The organism is Vescimonas sp. (genome assembly GCF_057856985.1).
The window spans coordinates 395366-413658 of sequence record NZ_DBLZXX010000001.1; the positions used below are offsets into that span (position 1 = coordinate 395366).

An 18293-nucleotide genomic window follows, 5' to 3' on the forward strand; every position below is an offset into this window, starting at 1 on the left:
GCTGGGCCGCCATTTTTAGAACAGCGCACTATCAACGCGGGACGTGGGAGCGGCAGCGGGGATGGGACGCGGAGGCAATTCCTTGTGGGCCTTTTTGCGGCGTGGTCACAGGGGAACAAAGGGAAATCCAAAGACCATGGGTCTTTGGCGGCGTTTTTGCACCCTTTTGCCGCCGTGGGCAAAAGGATGTCGCGCCGGAGCGCGAAATATCCCTTCCTTTGGAGGAAAAACGAACGGGCCGTCGGGGACGCCGTCCCCTACGGGCGTATCCGTCAGGGTGCAGCGGAAAACGCGGCGCAGGCGATTTCCGCGCATACGGCGGACAGGCCCGTGCATAGACTGGGACGGGAGGTGATCGTATGCGGCGATCCATGGCGGCAGCGCTGATCCTGACGGCACTGCTGTTCGGCGGTGCGTATCTGACGACAGGCGGCAGCGCGGCGCAGGAGCCGGAGAGCGGGGACGACACGGCACAGGAGCCGTCCGGTCAGGGGAGGCGGGACAGTACGGTGCTTTTGACGGTGCAGGACGGCGATACGGCGGAGGAGATGGCGCTGGACGCATATCTGCGGGGCGTGGTGCGGGGCGAGATGCCCGCCAGCTTCGAGACAGAGGCCCTGCGGGCGCAGGCGGCGGCGGAGCGCACCTATGTGTACCATCAGCTGGCGGCGGGACGGAAGGAGGCCCACCTCGACGCGGACGTCTGCACTGACCCCGGCTGCTGCAGTGCGTGGCTTTCTGAGGAGGCGGCGCAGGAGAAGTGGGGCGATGACTTTACGGCGTGGGAGGAGCGCATCGAGGACGCAGTGGCCGCCACGGACGGGCAGGTAGCGCTGTACCGGGGAGAGCCTATTTTGGCGGTGTTCCATTCCTCCTCCTCGGGACGGACGGCGGAGGCCGGAGACGTGTGGAGCGGCGATGTGCCGTATCTCCGGAGCGTGGACAGCCCCGAGGGGGAGGAGACGGTGCCCAACTATTACAGCACGGTGTCCTTCACGGCGGCAGAGGCAAAGGCCCTGCTGGCGGCGGCCCATCCGGAGCTGACATACAGCGGCGGGCCGGACAAGTGGTTCGGCGAAGCGGAGCGGGACGAGTCGGGACGGGTCGGCGCCGTGGAGGTGTGCGGTACGCCGCTGCGGGGCGTGGAGGTGCGGCGCATCTTCTCACTGCGGTCGGCCTGCTTTACCATCGACGCGCAGGCGGATGGGGTAACGTTCCGCGTCACCGGCTACGGCCACGGCGTGGGCATGAGCCAGTACGGCGCCAATGAGCTGGCGCGGCAGGGCAAAACGTGGCAGGAGATCCTGACGTGGTACTACGCGGGCATCACCATCGGGCCCGTACCGGAGACTGTACAAACGTCGTGAAATGTGGTACAATGCATCGAATAACCGGCGAATTTACAAAACGTTCAGGAAAAATTAAGGTTGGCCGGTATAATGACAGGTAAGAATATACCGTTAGGAGGAGACGGCCATGGCACGCAACATTCTGGTGGTGGAGGATGACCGCAACATATCGGAGCTGATCCGCATGTATCTGGAGAAGGAGGGCTTCGAGGTCCGGCTGGCCTACGACGGCGGCAAAGCCGTGGAGGAGTACGACAAGCGGGCGCCGGACATGGTGCTGTTGGACATCATGCTGCCCGTCATGGACGGTTGGGCCGTATGCGCCCACATCCGCGAAAAGGGCAAGACGCCCATCATCATGCTGACGGCCAAGAGCGACGTGGGCGACCGCATCACCGGCCTGGAGATGGGAGCCGACGACTATCTGGTGAAGCCCTTCGAGATGAAGGAGCTGATGGCCCGCATCAACGCGGTGCTGCGCCGCAGCGAGATCCCCGATGACACCAAGAAAAAGCTGGTATTCGACAAGCTGGAGATCAATCTGGACAGCTATGAGCTGCTGGTGGACGGCAAGAAGGTGGACACGCCTCCCAAGGAGCTGGAGCTGCTGTACCACCTGGCGGCCACGCCCAACCGCGTCTACACCCGCAATCAGCTGCTGGACGAGGTGTGGGGCTTCGATTATTTTGGCGACAGCCGTACCGTGGACGTACACATCAAGCGCCTGCGGGAGAAGATCGAGAACGTTTCGGATCAGTGGGAGCTCAAGACCGTGTGGGGCGTGGGCTACAAGTTCGAAGTGAAGTAAGGCCATGCGGGAGAGGATCAAGCGGGCCATGGACAGCCTGTACTGGCGGCAGTTCATGCTCAGCGCCGGTATGGTGCTGCTGACCATGGTACTGTTGGGCGTATCGTTCTACGCCCTGAGCTACAACTACACCGTGGAGGAAAAGCGCAGCGAGATGCGGGATCGGGCCAACCTGATCTCTCAGCTGTCGGTGAACTACCTGCTGGCCGGCGACGACACGGAGAATACACAGGAGGACGCGCTGCGGTCGCTGGCAGGCGTGGCGTCCCGCATGACGGACGTGGACTTCCTGATCTGCAACAGGAAGGGCGACGTGCTCCTGACATCCGATGCGGGGCTGGTGGGCAAGTCCGTCCGGGTGCCGGAGGAGATCGTGGAAACGACGTTCTCCAACGAAAACGGCTACGAGGGGCGCAGTACCGTGGGCGTCTACGAGCAGAAGAAGTTCGTGGTGGGCGTGCCCATGACCGACGAGAGCGGGAATGTGCTGGGCCTGGTGCTGGCCGTCATGGACGGCACGGCGCTGATGGAGATGTGGCGGTCGTTCATCGGCCTGTTTTTCATGCTCAGCGCCATCATCCTGCTCATTGCCTTCGTCACCAGCTCCGTTACATCCATGCAGCAGATCAAGCCCATCACCGAGATGGTGCAGGCCACCCGGGCCTACGCCGGCGGCAACTTTGACGTGCGGATGCAGGAGACCAGCAGCGGCGGCGAGATCGGCGAGCTGGCCACGGCATTCAACGCCATGGCAGATTCGCTGCAGGAGACGGAGCGGCAGCGCCGCGACTTCATCGCCAACGTGTCCCACGAGCTGAAAACGCCCATGACTACCATCGCCGGTTATACCGATGGCATTCTGGACGGCACCATCCCACCGGAGAAGGAACGGCAGTATTTGCAGATCATCTCTGACGAGAGCCGGCGGCTCAGCCGTCTGGTGCGGCGTATGCTGGACATCTCCCAGATCCAGAACCAGGAGATGAAAAAGGAGGAGTTCGACCTGTGCGAATCCGCCCGCATCGCCCTGCTGTCCATGGAGCAGAAGATCATGATCCGCGGGCTGGACGTGGATGCGGAGATCCCCGAGGACTCCGTGATGGTGCAGGGAGACCGGGATCTCATCACTCAGGTGATCTACAACCTGCTGGAGAACGCGGCCAAGTTCGCCGCGCCCCAGTCCACCCTGTATCTGGGACTGGCCGTCAACGGCGAGAAGGCCTACGTCACCGTGCGCAATCAGGGGCAGACCATCCCCGCCGAGGAGATCCCTCTGCTTTTCGAGCGGTTCCACAAGTCGGACAAGTCCCGCAGCGAGGACAAGGACGGCTACGGCCTGGGACTGTACATCGTCAAGACCATTCTGGCCCAGCACAAGGAGCAGATCACCGTCACCAGTGAAAACGGCGTCACCGCCTTTACGTTTACCATGCAGATGGCTCGTTGAGCCGCGCAGAGAGGAAGCACCGTATGCAGGATGAAAACAGAGAAAAGCTGACAGAGGAGCCTCGGGAGGTCGTACAGTGGTACGTCCGCCCCGAGGGACGCGAGGTGGTGGACTACTACGTGCAGCCCCGCCCCATGCCCGCCGGCGCCGCGCCCCCGCCCCCTCCGCCCGGGAAGCGGAGCAGGAAGGGACTGTGGATATTCCTCATCGCCATGGGCATGCTGATGCTGGCGGTGGCCGCAGGGGTCATCTGGTCTCTGACGCAGGGCAGCGGCGAGACGCCGCCGCTGGACGGCGACGGGGACGGCGACAGCGACGCCAGCAGCATCGTGAATATTTTCAAGACGGAAAAGACCACCATCCCCCGTGTCAAGGGAGAGGCGGGCGTGTCCCTTGTCTGTGAGGAGGCCGGCGGCGAGAAGCTGACCATTCAGGATGTCTACGCAAAGGTGAACCCTGCCACGGTGCTGGTGGTGGCGGATCAGGGCGAGAACGCCAGCGTGGGTACCGGCATCATCATGACCTCCGATGGGTACATCGTCACCAACGCCCACGTCATCTCCGGCGGCAGGAGCTGCTGGATCGCGCTGGACACCGGCTACACCTACGATGCGGAGCTGGTGGGCTATGATGAAGATCAGGATCTGGCGGTACTGAAGGCTGTGGACGCGGAGGACCTGCCCACGGCGGAGTTCGGCGACAGCGACCAGTGCCGCGTGGGCGACACGGTGTACGCCATCGGCAACCCGCTGGGCGTGGAGCTGCGGGGTACCCTGACCGAGGGCATCATCTCCGCCATCAACCGCGACGTGCAGATCGAGGGGCGCATCATGACCCTCATCCAGACCACCGCCGCCCTGAACAACGGCAACTCCGGCGGTCCTCTCATCAATGAGTACGGGCAGGTCATCGGCGTCAATACCCTGAAGATGAGCGGCAGCGGAAATGCGGAGGAGGCCACGGTGGAGGGCCTGGGCTTTGCTCTGCCCAGCAGCAGCTTCTGCTTCGTGGTGAACGATCTCATCGCCAACGGCCGGTTCCGCGGCATCCCTGTGCTGGGCATCACCGTGATGAACAGCGACGACGGCCGCGTGGTGGTCTACACCGTCAGCGACGGCTACGGCGCGGCGGAGACGGGCATCCGGCCCGATGACGTGCTGCTGCGGGCCGATGGGCAGGCACTGGGCAGTATCGACGATCTGATGGCGGTGCGGCGCACCCATCTGGTGGGCGACACCATCACGCTGACGGTGCTGCGGGCCGGGCAGACGTTCGATGTGGACGTGCCGCTGTACGCCAGCGCGGACTGATACGACATACGCGAAAACGGGAAAGACCGCTCAGGTCTTTCCCGTTTTTTTCGTCCGGAGCAGCAGGCTCCCTGCGGCCAGCAGCAGATAGATGCCGAAGGGACGGCGCAGCAGGTCCGTGTCCACGGCGGTGGCGGCCAGTGCGCCGGCGGCGGCTGCCGCCGTGCCCCAGGGCACAGCGGAGCGGAGAACAGCGCGGTCCAGCAGGCCGTTTTTCCGGTGGTACAGCAGACCCATGGCCGCCGTAGGCAGGAAGTACAATAGGTTGATGGCCATGGCGTCCGCCTGCGCCACGCCGAAAAACAGGGTCATCAGCAGCAACAGCAGGGTGCCGCCGCCCACGCCCCAGGCCGACAGGATACCGGTGCAGAAGCCTGCCAGCACCGGCAGGAGCCACGCCGTCACAGAAGGTACCGGATGCCGCCGTACACGAGGAAGGCAGCGAACAGATACCGCAGCCACGGGGCGGGCACCCGCGGGAACAGCTTCCCGCCCACGAATCCACCGGCCAGTCCGCCCAGCAGGTAGGGCAGGGCCTGCGTAAAGTCAAAAGGTGTGCGCAGCAGGTATACGGCGGCGGATACCACGCAGAAGGGCAGGATCACCGCCACGCAGGTGGCAAAGGCAGTCTTTTCCTCCACACGGCACCAGCGGGTGAGCAGGGGCAGCAGCACCATGCCGCCGCCTCCGCCGAAGCAGCCGTTGGCGGCGCCGGCCAGGATAGAGGCCACGGCGTATTTTACCGGCATGCGCAAGGGCGTCACCTCCTTGGGATATGTACCCCGCGCGCAGGGCACGCGGGGCGGCGGGGTTTACTGGCACTTCTGATAGCTCTGACAGTCGGTACACTGGTCCATGGAGGGGTTGCTCTCATGGGTGCCCACCTGAATGGAGCTGAGACCGCAGTTGTTCACGTCCTTGCAGTGGTGGGCGCAGTTGGTGACGGTACACTTGATGGAAGAATTGGGGGTGCAGCTGCACCCGTCGTTGGTACAAGCGCGATTCATGGCGTTTCCTCCCGTAAAAGAAAAATAGAGTCAGGCCATACGACCCAACTCTATCTTGTCCGAAAACCGCGGCGCTATGCCTGCCGGAAATGGGATTTTTTCAGATGCCCAGCAGCCATGACGCAAACCGGAAGTAGATCAGCAGACTGGTGGCGTCCACGACGGTGGAGATGAAGGGACTGGCCATGACGGCGGGGTCTAGTCCCACCTTTTCCGCCAGAAGCGGCAGGGAGCAGCCTACGCACTTGGCAAAGACCACCACGAACAGCACCGTCAGGCATACCACCAGACACACCATGGGCGTTACCTCCGCGTTGCCCAGCAGCGTGCGGTCCACCACCAGCATCTTCACAAAGTTGGCGCCTGCCAGGCAGAGGCCGCACAGCAGCGACACCCGCAGCTCCTTCCACAGCACCTTCAGCACGTCGGAGAAGTCCACCTCGTCCAGACTCAGGGCACGGATGACGGCCACGGAAGCCTGCGTGCCGGAGTTGCCGCCGGTGCCGGACAGCATGGGGATATAGGCGTTCAGCACCAGGCACGCGGCCAGTGCGTTTTCGTAGTGGTTCAGGATCATGCCGGTGAACGTGGCGGACAGCATCAGGATCATCAGCCATGGCAGGCGGGACTTCCACGTGGCGATGACGCCGGTGCGGAGATACGGCTTGTCCGACGGCAGCATGGCGGCCATCTTCTCGAAGTCCTCCGTGGTCTCCTCCTCGATGACGTCCATAGCGTCGTCCACGGTGACGATACCCACCAGACGGTTTTCCATGTCCACGATGGGCAGGGCCAGAAAGTTGTATTTGTTCAGGGCCTGGGCCACATCCTCCTTGTCGTCCATGGTGCGGGCCCAGACCACGTCGGGGTCCATGATGTCCTCAATGATGTCGTCCTCGTTGGCCAGCAGCAGGTCACGGACAGACAGCACACCCAGCAGACGGCGGGTGGGGTCGGTGACGTACAGGATGTTGATGGTCTCCAACTCGCCGCCGATGCGGCGGATGCGCTTGAAGGCATCCTCCACCGTCATATCCTTCTTCAGGGACAGGAACTCCATGTTCATGATGGAGCCGGCGGAATCCTCGGGATATTTCAGGATCTCGTTGATAGATTTGCGCATCTCCGGCGTGGCCTTATCCAGAATGCGGATGACCACGCTGGCGGGCATCTCCTCCACGATGTCCACGGCATCGTCCAGATACAGCTCGTCCAGAACTTCCTTCAGCTCGGTGTTGGAAAAGCCGTTGATGAGCATCTCCTGACTTTCCGGCTCCAGCTCCACGAACACCTCCGCCGCCGTCTCCTTAGGCAGCAGACGGTACAGCAGGGGCATCAGCTCAGGGCCGGATTCCTCCAGCAGCAGGGCGACGTCGGCAGGCTCCATGGGCAGGAACAGGTCCCGCAGTCTGGCGTATTCCTTGTTGTGCGCCAGCTCGCCGATCTGCTCTAAATAGCGGTCCAGCTCCTCCTGATAGTCGATCACGGCCTGTCCCTCCTTTCTGGAAAAAATAACACGCAGCCGGCGGAAATGCCTGCTGCGTACCATAATGTGGCCGCAAAAATGGCGGCCTGCGTACCGTAACAAGCTTTAGCATCGCGGGGCGGTGAAGCTGCGTTAGATACTACCTTGGTTTCGATAGTACCTGCTCAAACCATCTTATGGTGTCTCCACCATTTCGCGGCAGCAGCCCATATCCCTCGCGGTAGCCTTACCTACCGGACAGATTTTGTTGTATGCACCTATCCTATGCCAAAAAGCAGGGGATGTCAACCCGCTTTCGCCGGTTTTTTACAAATAAACCTGCACATTGTCGCGGCCCAGCAGGTGCTTCCGCAGACCGTCCAGAAAGATGAGCGCGTGCTCCGACAGCTCCTCGCCCTGCCGCGTCACCAGATAGTTCACCCGATCCGGCGGCGCCTGGGTGAGGCGGCTGACTCGAGCCTGCGTCCGGTCCAGCGACGCGGCGGCGATGGCGGGGGCCGCCACCCACCGCCCCTCCGTGCGGGGGAAGAAGTCCGCCGCCTGCAAAGTGTCGGCGTACAGCAGGGGCCGCGCACCGGGGCCGAAGGCGCTGTCGTGCCAGCGGATGAACTCGGGATCCCATGTGACCAGGATCTCATTGGCGGGGTCCAGCGCGGAGGGGTCCACCTCTACGGGGTAATCGCTGTCCGGCGCGGACAGCAGCAGAAACCGCTCCCGACAGATGGGCCGTACCTCCAGCTGGCTGTTGAACACGGTGTTGCTGTCGATGAGGGCGAAGTCCAGCTCGTGGTTCAGAAGGGCCTGGGCCGAGTCCACGTCCCGCAGAGTGTGTATCCACAGGGATACCGGCAGATGCATGGCCAGAAACTTCTGGTACACCGCCGGCAGGATGTATTGGTTGGTGGTGTAGGTGGCGGCGATGCGGAGGTAGGTGCGCTGCTCCAGCTCCGCAAGCGCCTCCGTCTCTGACAGCAGGCGCTGCCACCGGCGCGCCAGCGTCAGGAACTTCTGGCCTGCGGCGGTGAGCCGGATACGGCGCTGGCCCTTGCCGCGGATGAAAAGCGGCGTGCCCACCCGCTCCTCCAGGGCGCGGATACGCATGGACAGTGTGGGCTGGGTGATATACAGCGCCTCTGCCGCCGCGGTCATGGTGCCGTGCTGCACCACGGCCCAGAATGTCTCGATGTCCAGATTCGTCATGGCAATACTCCTAAAATATATCAGCATTTGACTATATTTTACGCGGATAATTTTAATTTTACAAGTAGGAATTTTTGCAGTATAGTAAAAATCACAAAGGATAGACCGCCGTCGCGGGGCGTCCGATGTACAGAGATATGCTATTTCTCTACTTTTCTTTCTTTTTTCTCTCCCAAATCCCCAATAATCCCAAGAAAAAGGGCAGGGCGCGATCCCTGCCCTTTTTCTATGCCTGCGGGAAGGGAAGGGCTGCATGCAGAATGGAGGCAAGGCGCTTCATGTGTATGCAGGGGAGGGACGGCAAAACGACCCGCCTCTTGCCGCAGCGGGGCGGATGGTGTATAGTGGCGGGCGGGAAGGAGAGATGACATGGAGACGTTCCAATTTTATTTCGAGCTGATCGGCGCGGCGCTGGGTATCCGCAAGGAGATGGATCTGTTTGGTGTGGCCATGCTGGGCATGACCACGGCGGTGGGCGGCGGTATGCTGCGGGATACGATGCTGGGGCTGACGCCGCCGACGGCCCTGCGGGACCCCGTGCAGGCGCTGGTAGCCATCGCAGTGTCCATATTGGTGTTTTTCGTGTGGCACCGCCGGAAAGCGGAGCTGCACAACAGATATGCGGAGACAGTGCTGCTGCTGGCGGACTCGCTGGGCCTGGGCATCTTCTCCGCCCACGGCGCCGCCATCGCTATCCAGGCGGGGTACGGGGCTAACTGGTTCCTGGTGCTGTTCATGGGGATGCTCACCGGCGTGGGCGGCGGCGTGCTGCGGGATGTGTGCAGCGCGGAGCGGCCCTATATCTTCACCAAGCATGTGTACGCCTGCGCGTCGCTGGCCGGCGCGGCGGTGTGTCTGCTGCTGTGGCCTATGGGTGCGGGAGCGGCCATGATGACCGGCTGCGGTGTGACGCTGGCGCTGCGCATCTGCGCCGCGGCGTTCCGCTGGAGCCTGCCCAAAGCATAAAAAAACAGCGGTGTGACGCGCGTCACACCGCTGCTTTTTGTGCCGTAAGACTCGGGCCGATGATGCCCGCCGGGAGCAATCCCGCGAAGATGAGACGCGCCGCCGCCACCGGCTCGCGGAACGCCGCGATGCCCGCGATCACCGCACCCGGTGCGTCGCCGCCGGCCCGTTATCCGGCGGCGACGGACGGCGTGTCCACCATAACGGGCGGGACGGGGATCGTCAAGGACTCCCGGCGCCGAACTCTTGCAACAGCGGCAAAAATGTGGTATAATTATCCGTCAGAATATAATCGAAACAAGCGAGGAGAACCATGACCACAAAAGAATTCCAGGAGCGCAGCCTGCTGCGGATCTTCCTGTCCTATTTCAAGCCGCACCGGCGGCTGTTTGCGCTGGACATGACCTGCGCGTTCCTTATCGCGCTGGTGGACCTGGCGTTTCCTCTGGTGTCCCGCACCGCCATGTATACGTGGCTGCCGGAAAAGCAGTTTCGCGTGTTCTTCATCGTCATGGCCGCGGTGGTAGTGACCTACGCGGTGCGCTCGGGGCTGTACTTCGTGGTGGCCTACTGGGGCCACACCTTTGGCATCCGCGTGGAGGCCGATATCCGGCGGGACCTCTATCACCACATGCAGGAGCTGGGCTTCGATTTCTACGACCGGAACCGCACCGGCCAGCTGATGAGCCGCCTGACCAGCGACCTCTTTGAGGTGACGGAGCTGGCGCACCACGGCCCCGAGGACCTGTTCATCTCTGCGGTGACCATCGTGGGCGCGCTGATCGTAATGTTCTGCATCCGGTGGGAGCTGGCGCTGGTGCTGCTGATATTGCTGCCGGTGCTGCTGCTGGCGGCTCTGCGCCGCCGCAAGCAGATGAGCGCCGCCTCCCGCGCCGCCAAGCAGAAAACCGGCAGCATCAATGCCGCCATCGAGTCCGGTCTGTCCGGCGTCCGCACCACCAAGGCCTTCGCCAACGAGGACGCCCAGCAGGAGCGGTTCGACGAGGCCAACGAGGTGTTCAAGACCGCCAAGCGCGGCTTCCATAAGGAGATGGGCTTCTTCACCGCCGTCATGGAGTTTTTCACCAACATCCTGCCGGTGGCGGTGATCGCGGTGGGCGGCTGGCTCATCATGGAGGAGCGCATGGACTATGTGGACCTTATCACATTCTCCCTGTACGTCACGTCCTTTGTCAGCCCCATCCGAAAGCTGGCCAACTTCGCCGAGATGTTTTCCAACGGCTTCGCGGGCCTGAATCGCTTCGTGGAGCTGATGCGCACGGAGCCGTCTATTCAGGACGCGCCTGACGCCGTGGAGCTCAAGGACGTGCGGGGGCAGGTGGACGTGGACCACGTGTCCTTCACCTACACCGGCGAGACGGAGGTGCTCCACGATGTGTCTCTGTCCGTCCCCGCAGGGGAGACGGTGGCGCTGGTGGGTCCCTCCGGCGGCGGCAAGAGCACCCTGTGCCAGCTGCTGCCCCGCTTTTACGACGTGGACGCGGGCAGCATCCGCGTGGACGGGCTGGACGTGCGGCATGTGACCCAAAGCTCCCTGCGCCGCACCATCGGCATCGTGCAGCAGGACGTGTTCCTGTTTGCCGATACCATCCGCGAGAACATCCGCTACGGCCGGCCGGAGGCTTCCGATGAGGAGGTGGAGGCCGCAGCGAAGCGGGCGGAGATCTACGACGACATTATGGCTATGCCCGACGGGTTCGACACCTACGTGGGCGAGCGGGGCACCCTGCTGTCCGGCGGCCAGAAGCAGCGAGTGTCCATCGCCCGCATCTTCCTGAAGGACCCGCCCATCCTCATTCTGGACGAGGCCACCTCGGCGCTGGACAGCGTGACGGAGGCGAAGATACAGGGGGCCTTCGACCGGCTGTCCCAGGGCCGCACCACCCTCATTATTGCCCACCGTCTGTCCACTATCCGCGCGGCGGACCGCATCCTGGTCATCCAGAACGGCCGTATCGCCGAGGAGGGCAGCCACGCGCAGCTGCTGGCGCTGAACGGCGCCTACGCCAAGCTGTACCATACCCAGGATCTTGGGGGAGGCGCTTATGGACAGGCGTGAATTGCTGGATAAGGCGGCCAGAGACGCCGAGGAACGGATGCTTCTGAGCCGCGTGTGGGACAAATGGGAGCAGTGCCGCCTGCGGAATGTGCCGGCGGCCACGGACTTCCTGTCGCCCCAGGAACAGGCGTCGGCCCAGCGGCTGCTGCACATGCTTGGCGTGCAGGACGGCTATGTGTTCTTCGGCGGCTACGACGGGGCGGAGCGGCAGCGGCTGTTCTTCCTGCCGGACTGGGCGGAGGAGCCGGAGCCGGACGCCGTGATGGCGGTAGCGGCATCGTGGTACGGCGGCGACAGCCTGACCCATCGGGATATTTTGGGCAGCCTTATGGGCTTGGGATTGACCCGCGGCACTATCGGCGATATACTGATGACAGACGGCGGGTGCCAGGTGCTGGCCCAGCCGAAAACGGCGGCCTTTCTGCTGACGGATTGGGAGTCGGCGGGCCGCGTGAAGCTGAAGACGTCGCCGCTGCCGCTGGAGGAGCTGACGCCGCCTGCCCAGCAGTGCAGAGAGGTGCGGGACACCGTGTCCTCCCTGCGGCTGGACAACGTGCTGGCGGCGGGATTCTCCATCAGCCGCGGCAAGGCGGCGGAGGCCGTGGAAAAGGGTGCGGCGCAGGTGAACTGGACCGTCTGCCAGAAGCCGGATAAGCCGGTGGCGGCGGGGGATACCATCACTTGCCGCGGATTGGGAAAATGCGTGCTGGACAGTGTGGGCGGCCCCACGAAAAAGGGACGCCTGCCGGTGGTCATCCGGCGCTTTGTATAAGGAGTAGCTGTTATGGATCAGAAGAAGATCGACCGCATCAACGAGCTGGCCCGCAAGGCCAAGGCCGAGGGCCTCACCGAGGAGGAACAGAAGGAACGGGAGGTGCTGCGCCAGGAGTATCTGGACGCGATCATGGGTAACCTGCGGCGGGAGCTGGACAACACCTATATCGTAGACGAACACGGCAACAAGCGGAAGCTGCAGGGAAAGGGGTTCAAGTCCTGATGGCATACGAATACGACAACGACAACGGATTCCGGCCGGAGCGGCCCCAGCCGCCTAAGAAGGACAACGACATCGGCGCGTGGATCTTCATCGCCGTCATGTTTACCGTGGCGTGGCCCATCGGCCTGATCCTGCTGCTCATCAAGCTCAGCGAGAGCGGCAACAAAAAGAAGAATGCCCAGCGGACAACGGGGCAGAGCGGACAGCGCACGTCCCAGCGGGTGGGGCAGACCGCCCAGGCGGAGAAGGCCCGCACCGCCGTGAAGCAGGTGACGCAGACGCCGGACTACTCCGACAAGGGCGCCAAAACCATGAAGATCATCGGCGCGGTGGTGGGTATTCTGGGCGCGTTTTTTCTGGTGCAGCAGGTGGACTACTTTGAACTGCGCTACGCCATCAAATGGCATGACTGGATGGACCTGCTGCGGCAGGTGTTCTATCCCATGGGCATGATGGCCGGCGGCGTGTCCCTGCTGCTGGGCAGCGGCGCCATGAAGCGCCGTCAGCGCCGGTTCGCCACATACCTGCGCACCGCAGGGCAGAAGCCTGCCGTGCCGCTGGACTATCTGGCCCGTGCGGCGGACGTATCCCGCCGCCGCGTAGAGAAGGACCTGAGCCTCATGCTGGAGAAGGGCCTGTGGGGCGACGAGGCGTACATCGACATGGGCAGCGGCATGCTGTTCCGGTCTCAAGCCGCCGCCACCGCCTATTTTGACAGGACCCGCCAGCAGAAGGAGGAACAGGAGCAGTCTCAGGTGCAGCCGGAGGCGGCGGAGGGCTACACCGGTATCCTGCGCCAGATCCGCCAGCTTAACGACCGCATCGCCGATGAGACGCTCAGTCTCAAGATCGACCGGATCGAGCGGGTATCCGGCCGCATCTTCAAGGCCATCGAGGACGATCCCGGAAAAAAGGATGCCGCCGGTACGTTCCTGAACTACTACCTGCCCACCACGCTGAAGCTGCTGGAGAACTACGCCGACTTTGAGGAGGCGGGGGTCAGCGGCGAGAATCTGTCCCAGGCCAAAAGCCGTATCGCGGCCACCATGGACAATATCGTGGCGGGCTTCGAGCACCAGCTGGACGAGCTGTACCGCACCGATGCCATGGACGTGGACAGCGACATCCGCGTCATGGAGACCATGCTGCGCCGCGACACCGCCAGCGCAGCCGATGACTTCGGTCTGGGCGGCGCCGCCGTGCAGCGCCAGTCGGAGGAAGAATAATACACAGGGGAGACGCAGTCTGCGGACTGCGCTCCCTTTCGCGCTTTTCCGGAGGTTACCGGTAACGGGTTTCGCAAAAAGGCAGGCTGTGTTTATTGACGGAGATACACAAAAAGGGTACAATGCAGACAGCAGAGAGACATCTCCGCCCTGTTTCGCCGCCATCGGCGCGGCGGATGTGATATGGTGCGGGAAAAGGAGAGAGGTCATGACCAAGGAGATGGAGCGCTTCCGCGGCGGGAGCTGGGACAGCGCGTATACATATCTGGGCGCGCACCCCGCCCCGCAGGGCTACACCTTCCGCGTCTGGGCGCCCCATGCCCGCCATGTGGCGCTGGCCGGCGACTTCAACGGCTGGCAGGGCGCGGACATGCACCGCGACGAGGACGGCGTGTGGTCCCTGACGGCGGAGAACGCCGCCGTGTACGATGCCTATAAGTACGTCGTCACCGGCGCGGATGGCCGCACCGTGTGGAAGGCTGACCCCTTCGCGTTCCACGCCCAGACCCGCCCGGGCACCGACAGCAAGGTGTACGACCTGTCGGACTACGGCTGGCACGACGGGGCGTGGCGGGAGAAGCGCGCGGCGGAGCCGCCGGTGAACGGCCCGCTGCTGATCTACGAGGTGCATCTGGGCTCCTGGCGCCGCCATGAGGACGGCACCAGCCTCAGTTACCGTGAGCTGGCCCGCCAGCTGCCCGCCTACGTCAGGAGCATGGGCTACAACTTTGTGGAGCTGCTGCCGGTGACGGAGTACCCGCTGGACGACAGCTGGGGGTATCAGTGTACCGGCTACTTCGCTCCCACCAGCCGCTACGGAACGCCTCACGACTTCATGGCGCTGGTGGATGCCCTGCATCAGGCGGGGCTGGGCGTCATTCTGGACTGGGTGCCCGCCCACTTCTGCAAGGACAGCCACGGGCTCATTGAGTTCGACGGCACCTGCCTGTACGAGTATGGCGATCCCCTGAAATGGGAGCACGCCGGATGGGGCACGCGGGTGTTTGACTTCGGCAAGCCCGAGGTGTGTAGCTTCCTGCTGTCCTCCGCGGCCTACTGGCTGCGGGAGTACCACATCGACGGCCTGCGGGTGGACGCGGTGGCGTCCATGCTGTATCTGGACTACGACCGGCAGGGCGGCGCGTGGCGCCCCAACTGCCATGGCGGGCGGGAGAATCTGGAAGCCATCGAGTTCCTGCGGGCGCTGAACCGCACGGCCTTTGCCGTAGATGGCAGCGCCCTGATGGTGGCGGAGGAGTCCACGGCCTGGCCGCTGGTGACGTACCCGCCGGAGCAGGGGGGACTGGGCTTCAACCTGAAGTGGAACATGGGCTGGATGAACGACCTGTGCCACTATCTGAAGATGGACCCCTATTTCCGCCAGTTCCACCACAAGGACGTGACCTTCTCCATGATCTACGCCTTTTCCGAGAACTACGTGCTGCCCCTGTCCCACGACGAGGTAGTACACATGAAAGGCTCCCTGCGGGGCAAGATGCCCGGCGATGACTGGCGGCAGCTGGCGGGCGTGCGGGGATTCTACGCCTACATGCTGTGCCACCCGGGAAAGAAGCTGCTGTTCATGGGCACGGAGCTGGGCCAGTGGCACGAGTGGGCGTTTCAGGGCCAGCTGGACTGGTATCTGCTGGACGACCCCGCCTGCCGCGGCACCCACGAGTGCATCCGCCAGCTGAACCGGCTGTACCGCCGGAACCGCAGCCTGTGGGAGAACGACCGCAGCTGGGAGGGCTTTGAGTGGCTGGTGGCCGACGATAATCACAACAACGTGCTGGTGTTCCTGCGCCGCGACCGGAGGGGGCACGAGCTGATCTGCGCGGTGAACTTCGCGCCGGTGCCGTGGGAAAACTACCGCTTCGGCGTGCCGGACCATGCGTATTATGAGGAGATCTTCAACACGGACGATATCCGCTGGGGCGGCAGCGGCGTCTGCGCCGACGGCCCCATCGCCGTGGAGGCTGTCCCGTCCCACGGGCGGGAGCAGTCCATCGCTCTGACCATCCCGCCGCTGGGCGCGGTGATCCTGCGGGGCCACGGCAAACGGAAACGGAAAAAAGAGGAAGCAGGAGGTACGCAAGCATGAAGAAAGAATGTGTGGCCATGCTGCTGGCCGGCGGACAGGGAAGCAGACTCTACGTCCTGACCGGCAATATGGCCAAGCCCGCCGTCCCCTTCGGCGGCAAGTTCCGCATCATCGACTTTCCTCTGTCCAACTGCACCAACTCCGGCATCGACACGGTAGGCGTGCTCACCCAGTACCGCCCGCTGGAGCTGAACAGCTACATCGGCAGCGGCCAGCCCTGGGAGCTGGACCGCATGTCCGGCGGCGTCCACATCCTGCCGCCCTACCAGTCCGCCACCGGCGCCGTCTGGTATAAGGGCACGGCCAACGCCATCTACCAGAACCGCGGCTTTGTGGACCTGTACGATCCGGAGTACGTGCTGGTGCTGTCCGGCGACCACATCTATAAGATGGACTATTCCGACATGCTCCGCCGCCACAAGGAGGCCGGAGCTGCCTGCACCATCTCTGTCATGGAGGTGCCCTGGGAGGAGGCCAGCCGCTTCGGCATCATGTCCGTGGACGAGCAGGACCGCATCACCGAATTCGCCGAAAAGCCCAAGGAGCCCAAGAGTAATCTGGCGTCCATGGGCATCTATATCTTCACCTGGAGCAAGCTGAAGGCGTACCTCGCCGCCGATGAGGCGGACCCCAACAGCGACAACGACTTCGGCAAGAATATCATCCCTGCCATGCTCTCGGCGGGAGAGACCATGGCGGCCTACCGCTTCGAGGGCTACTGGAAGGATGTGGGCACGCTGGACTCCCTGTGGGACGCCAACATGGATATGCTGTCCCCGGGCTCGGGCCTGAACCTGCTGGACAAAAAGTGGCCCATCTACGGCCGCACCCCCAACTGCCCGCCCACGTTCGTGGGGCCGGAGGGCGACATCGGCAACAGCGCCGTGGCCAAGGGCTGCACCATTCTGGGCGAGGTGAAGAACACCGTCCTGAGCTACGGCTCCTCCGTGGCGGAGGGGGCGCAGGTGTCCTACTCCGTGGTGATGCCCAACGCCGTCATCGAGGCGGGAGCCAGGGTGTCCTATGCCATCGTGGGCGAGGGCTGCCATGTGGGGAAGAATGCGGTGGTGGGCGGCACCCCGGGCAGCGTGGACTTCGACCGCTGGGGCATTGCCGTGCTGGGACCCCACACCGCCGTCCCCGACGGCGGCGTGGTGGAGCCGAAAATGATGCTGGGAGCCAACGGCAAGGAGGTACGGCCATGAAAGGTATGCACGGGATCATCTTCTCCTATGAAAAGCGGACGGACCTGCGGGAGCTCATCGCCGACCGCATCCACGGCTCCATCCCCTTTGCCGGAGACTATCGGGTCATCGACTTCGTGCTCTCCGCCATGGTCAACGCCGGTATCACAGACGTGGGCGTCATCATGCACGGCAAGTGCCAGTCCATGCTGGATCATCTGGGCTCCGGCAAGAGCTGGGATCTCAGCCGCAACCACGGCGGCCTGACGCTGCTGCCCGCCTTTGCCTACAACGAAAAGCGGGGCGCGGGCGGCCAGTACCGCGGCAAGGTGGAGGCCCTGGCCGGCGTCATGAACTACCTCAAGGGCATCCGGCAGGATTACGTGCTGCTGTCGGACAGCGATCTGGTCATCAACCTGCCGCTGGAGGACGTGCTGCGCCGCCATATCGACAGCGGCGCGGACATGACGGCGGTGTGTACCACCGTTCCGGGCGACGTGTCGGACACCTACTTCACGGTGAACGATTCCGGCCGCATCACCGACACCGTCTATGACGTGTTCGCCCCCATGGGCTGCCGCTGCCTGAATATGTTCGTTCTCAGCAAGGAACTGCTGCTGCAAATGGTGACGGAGTGCGCCAGCCGCAATCAGTTCAGCTTCCACCGCAGCATCCTGCGGGAGATGGGGAAGCGCTATCACTTCCACGCTTATGTCTACGATGGCTACGCCGCCCGCATCAACAGCGTCCAGAGCTATTACCAGCGCAGCATGGAGCTGCTGGACCCCACCCTGCGGCAGGCCCTGTTCTGCCCTGAGCGTCCGGTGTACGGCAAGGAAAACGACTCCCCCTCCAGCTATATCGACCCCAGCGGCCCCTGTGTCAATTCCCTGATCGCCGACGGCTGCGACATTCAGGGCAGCGTGAAAAACTGCATTCTGTTCCGGAATGTGCGCATTGAAAAGGGGGCAAGCGTGGAAAACTGTATCCTGTTCAAGGATACGGTGGTGAAAAGCGGCGCGGTGCTGCGCAGCGTCATCACCGACAAACACGTGACCGTGAGCGACAATGTGACGCTGATGGGTCACGAGCACTATCCCATCGTTATCGCCAAGGGCAGCACAGTCTGAGC

At 63.4% G+C, this 18293-nt stretch carries 17 protein-coding genes and 1 riboswitch; of the genes, 12 read left to right on the forward strand and 5 right to left on the reverse strand.

The annotated features are described in order from the left end of the window. Positions 1-359 precede the first annotated feature (359 nt). The 4 genes from spoIID to ACZM22_RS01800 all read left to right on the forward strand — a co-directional run bounded on the left by spoIID (position 360) and on the right by ACZM22_RS01800 (position 4914). Entirely contained in the window at positions 360-1367 is a 1008-nt protein-coding gene (gene spoIID, locus ACZM22_RS01785) for a stage II sporulation protein D (protein WP_489542910.1), read from the forward strand. Positions 1368-1476: 109 nt separating this feature from the next. Next, entirely contained in the window at positions 1477-2157 is a 681-nt protein-coding gene (locus tag ACZM22_RS01790; protein WP_484423971.1) for a response regulator transcription factor, read from the forward strand. Between the two features lie 4 nt (positions 2158-2161). After that, a complete protein-coding gene (locus tag ACZM22_RS01795; RefSeq protein ID WP_489542911.1) occupies positions 2162-3604 on the forward strand; it encodes a sensor histidine kinase in 1443 nt (480 codons plus the stop codon). A 23-nt stretch (positions 3605-3627) separates the two neighbouring features. Further along, entirely contained in the window at positions 3628-4914 is a 1287-nt protein-coding gene (locus tag ACZM22_RS01800) for a S1C family serine protease (RefSeq protein ID WP_489542912.1), read from the forward strand. Between the two features lie 30 nt (positions 4915-4944). Here the strand turns inward: ACZM22_RS01800 and ACZM22_RS01805 are convergent, their stop codons facing one another. From ACZM22_RS01805 to ACZM22_RS01825, 5 genes are all read right to left on the reverse strand, one after another. Continuing rightward, on the reverse strand, positions 4945-5319 hold the full coding sequence (locus ACZM22_RS01805) for a TSUP family transporter (protein ID WP_483267057.1): 375 nt from the start codon (positions 5317-5319) through the stop codon (positions 4945-4947). Further along, the gene (locus ACZM22_RS01810) at positions 5316-5663 is read right to left on the reverse strand and encodes a TSUP family transporter (RefSeq protein WP_489543043.1); all 348 of its coding nucleotides are present in this window, start codon (positions 5661-5663) and stop codon (positions 5316-5318) included. Before ACZM22_RS01810 ends, ACZM22_RS01805 begins: the two co-directional genes overlap by 4 nt. Positions 5664-5726: 63 nt before the next feature. Further along, positions 5727-5921, reverse strand: a complete 195-nt coding sequence (locus tag ACZM22_RS01815) for a DUF1540 domain-containing protein (protein WP_483267055.1) — start codon at positions 5919-5921, stop codon at positions 5727-5729. A 100-nt stretch (positions 5922-6021) separates the two neighbouring features. After that, positions 6022-7407 carry a magnesium transporter gene (mgtE, locus tag ACZM22_RS01820; RefSeq protein WP_489542913.1) on the reverse strand — a complete coding sequence of 462 codons (1386 nt, stop codon included), beginning with the start codon at positions 7405-7407 and terminating at the stop codon, positions 6022-6024. Between the two features lie 82 nt (positions 7408-7489). Continuing rightward, positions 7490-7652: riboswitch (M-box (ykoK) riboswitch) on the reverse strand. A 61-nt stretch (positions 7653-7713) separates the two neighbouring features. Then, on the reverse strand, positions 7714-8607 hold the full coding sequence (locus ACZM22_RS01825; RefSeq protein WP_489542914.1) for a LysR family transcriptional regulator: 894 nt from the start codon (positions 8605-8607) through the stop codon (positions 7714-7716). A 369-nt stretch (positions 8608-8976) separates the two neighbouring features. On the opposite strand from ACZM22_RS01825, the gene ACZM22_RS01830 reads away from it, so the two are divergent. The 8 genes from ACZM22_RS01830 (at position 8977) to glgD (ending at position 18291) form a co-directional block, all read left to right on the forward strand. Continuing rightward, on the forward strand, positions 8977-9573 hold the full coding sequence (locus ACZM22_RS01830; protein WP_489542915.1) for a trimeric intracellular cation channel family protein: 597 nt from the start codon (positions 8977-8979) through the stop codon (positions 9571-9573). 313 nt (positions 9574-9886) lie between these two features. After that, positions 9887-11653 (forward strand): ABC transporter ATP-binding protein, encoded by a 1767-nt coding sequence (locus ACZM22_RS01835; protein ID WP_489542916.1) that lies wholly within the window; start codon positions 9887-9889, stop codon positions 11651-11653. Continuing rightward, entirely contained in the window at positions 11640-12425 is a 786-nt protein-coding gene (locus ACZM22_RS01840) for a YlmH family RNA-binding protein (RefSeq protein WP_489542917.1), read from the forward strand. The genes ACZM22_RS01835 and ACZM22_RS01840 overlap by 14 nt, the downstream gene beginning before the upstream one ends. 12 nt (positions 12426-12437) lie before the next feature. Further along, positions 12438-12650 carry a DUF896 domain-containing protein gene (locus ACZM22_RS01845; RefSeq protein WP_483268202.1) on the forward strand — a complete coding sequence of 71 codons (213 nt, stop codon included), beginning with the start codon at positions 12438-12440 and terminating at the stop codon, positions 12648-12650. Beyond that, positions 12650-13876 carry a 5-bromo-4-chloroindolyl phosphate hydrolysis family protein gene (locus tag ACZM22_RS01850; protein ID WP_489542918.1) on the forward strand — a complete coding sequence of 409 codons (1227 nt, stop codon included), beginning with the start codon at positions 12650-12652 and terminating at the stop codon, positions 13874-13876. The genes ACZM22_RS01845 and ACZM22_RS01850 overlap by 1 nt, the downstream gene beginning before the upstream one ends. Before the next feature lie 208 nt (positions 13877-14084). Continuing rightward, complete coding sequence (gene glgB / locus ACZM22_RS01855) at positions 14085-15977, forward strand: 1,4-alpha-glucan branching protein GlgB (protein ID WP_489542919.1); 1893 nt, start codon at positions 14085-14087, stop codon at positions 15975-15977. Next, positions 15974-17182 (forward strand): glucose-1-phosphate adenylyltransferase, encoded by a 1209-nt coding sequence (locus tag ACZM22_RS01860; RefSeq protein WP_489542920.1) that lies wholly within the window; start codon positions 15974-15976, stop codon positions 17180-17182. Before glgB ends, ACZM22_RS01860 begins: the two co-directional genes overlap by 4 nt. Continuing rightward, positions 17179-18291 (forward strand): glucose-1-phosphate adenylyltransferase subunit GlgD, encoded by a 1113-nt coding sequence (glgD, locus tag ACZM22_RS01865; protein WP_489542921.1) that lies wholly within the window; start codon positions 17179-17181, stop codon positions 18289-18291. Before ACZM22_RS01860 ends, glgD begins: the two co-directional genes overlap by 4 nt. Positions 18292-18293: the final 2 nt, after the last annotated feature.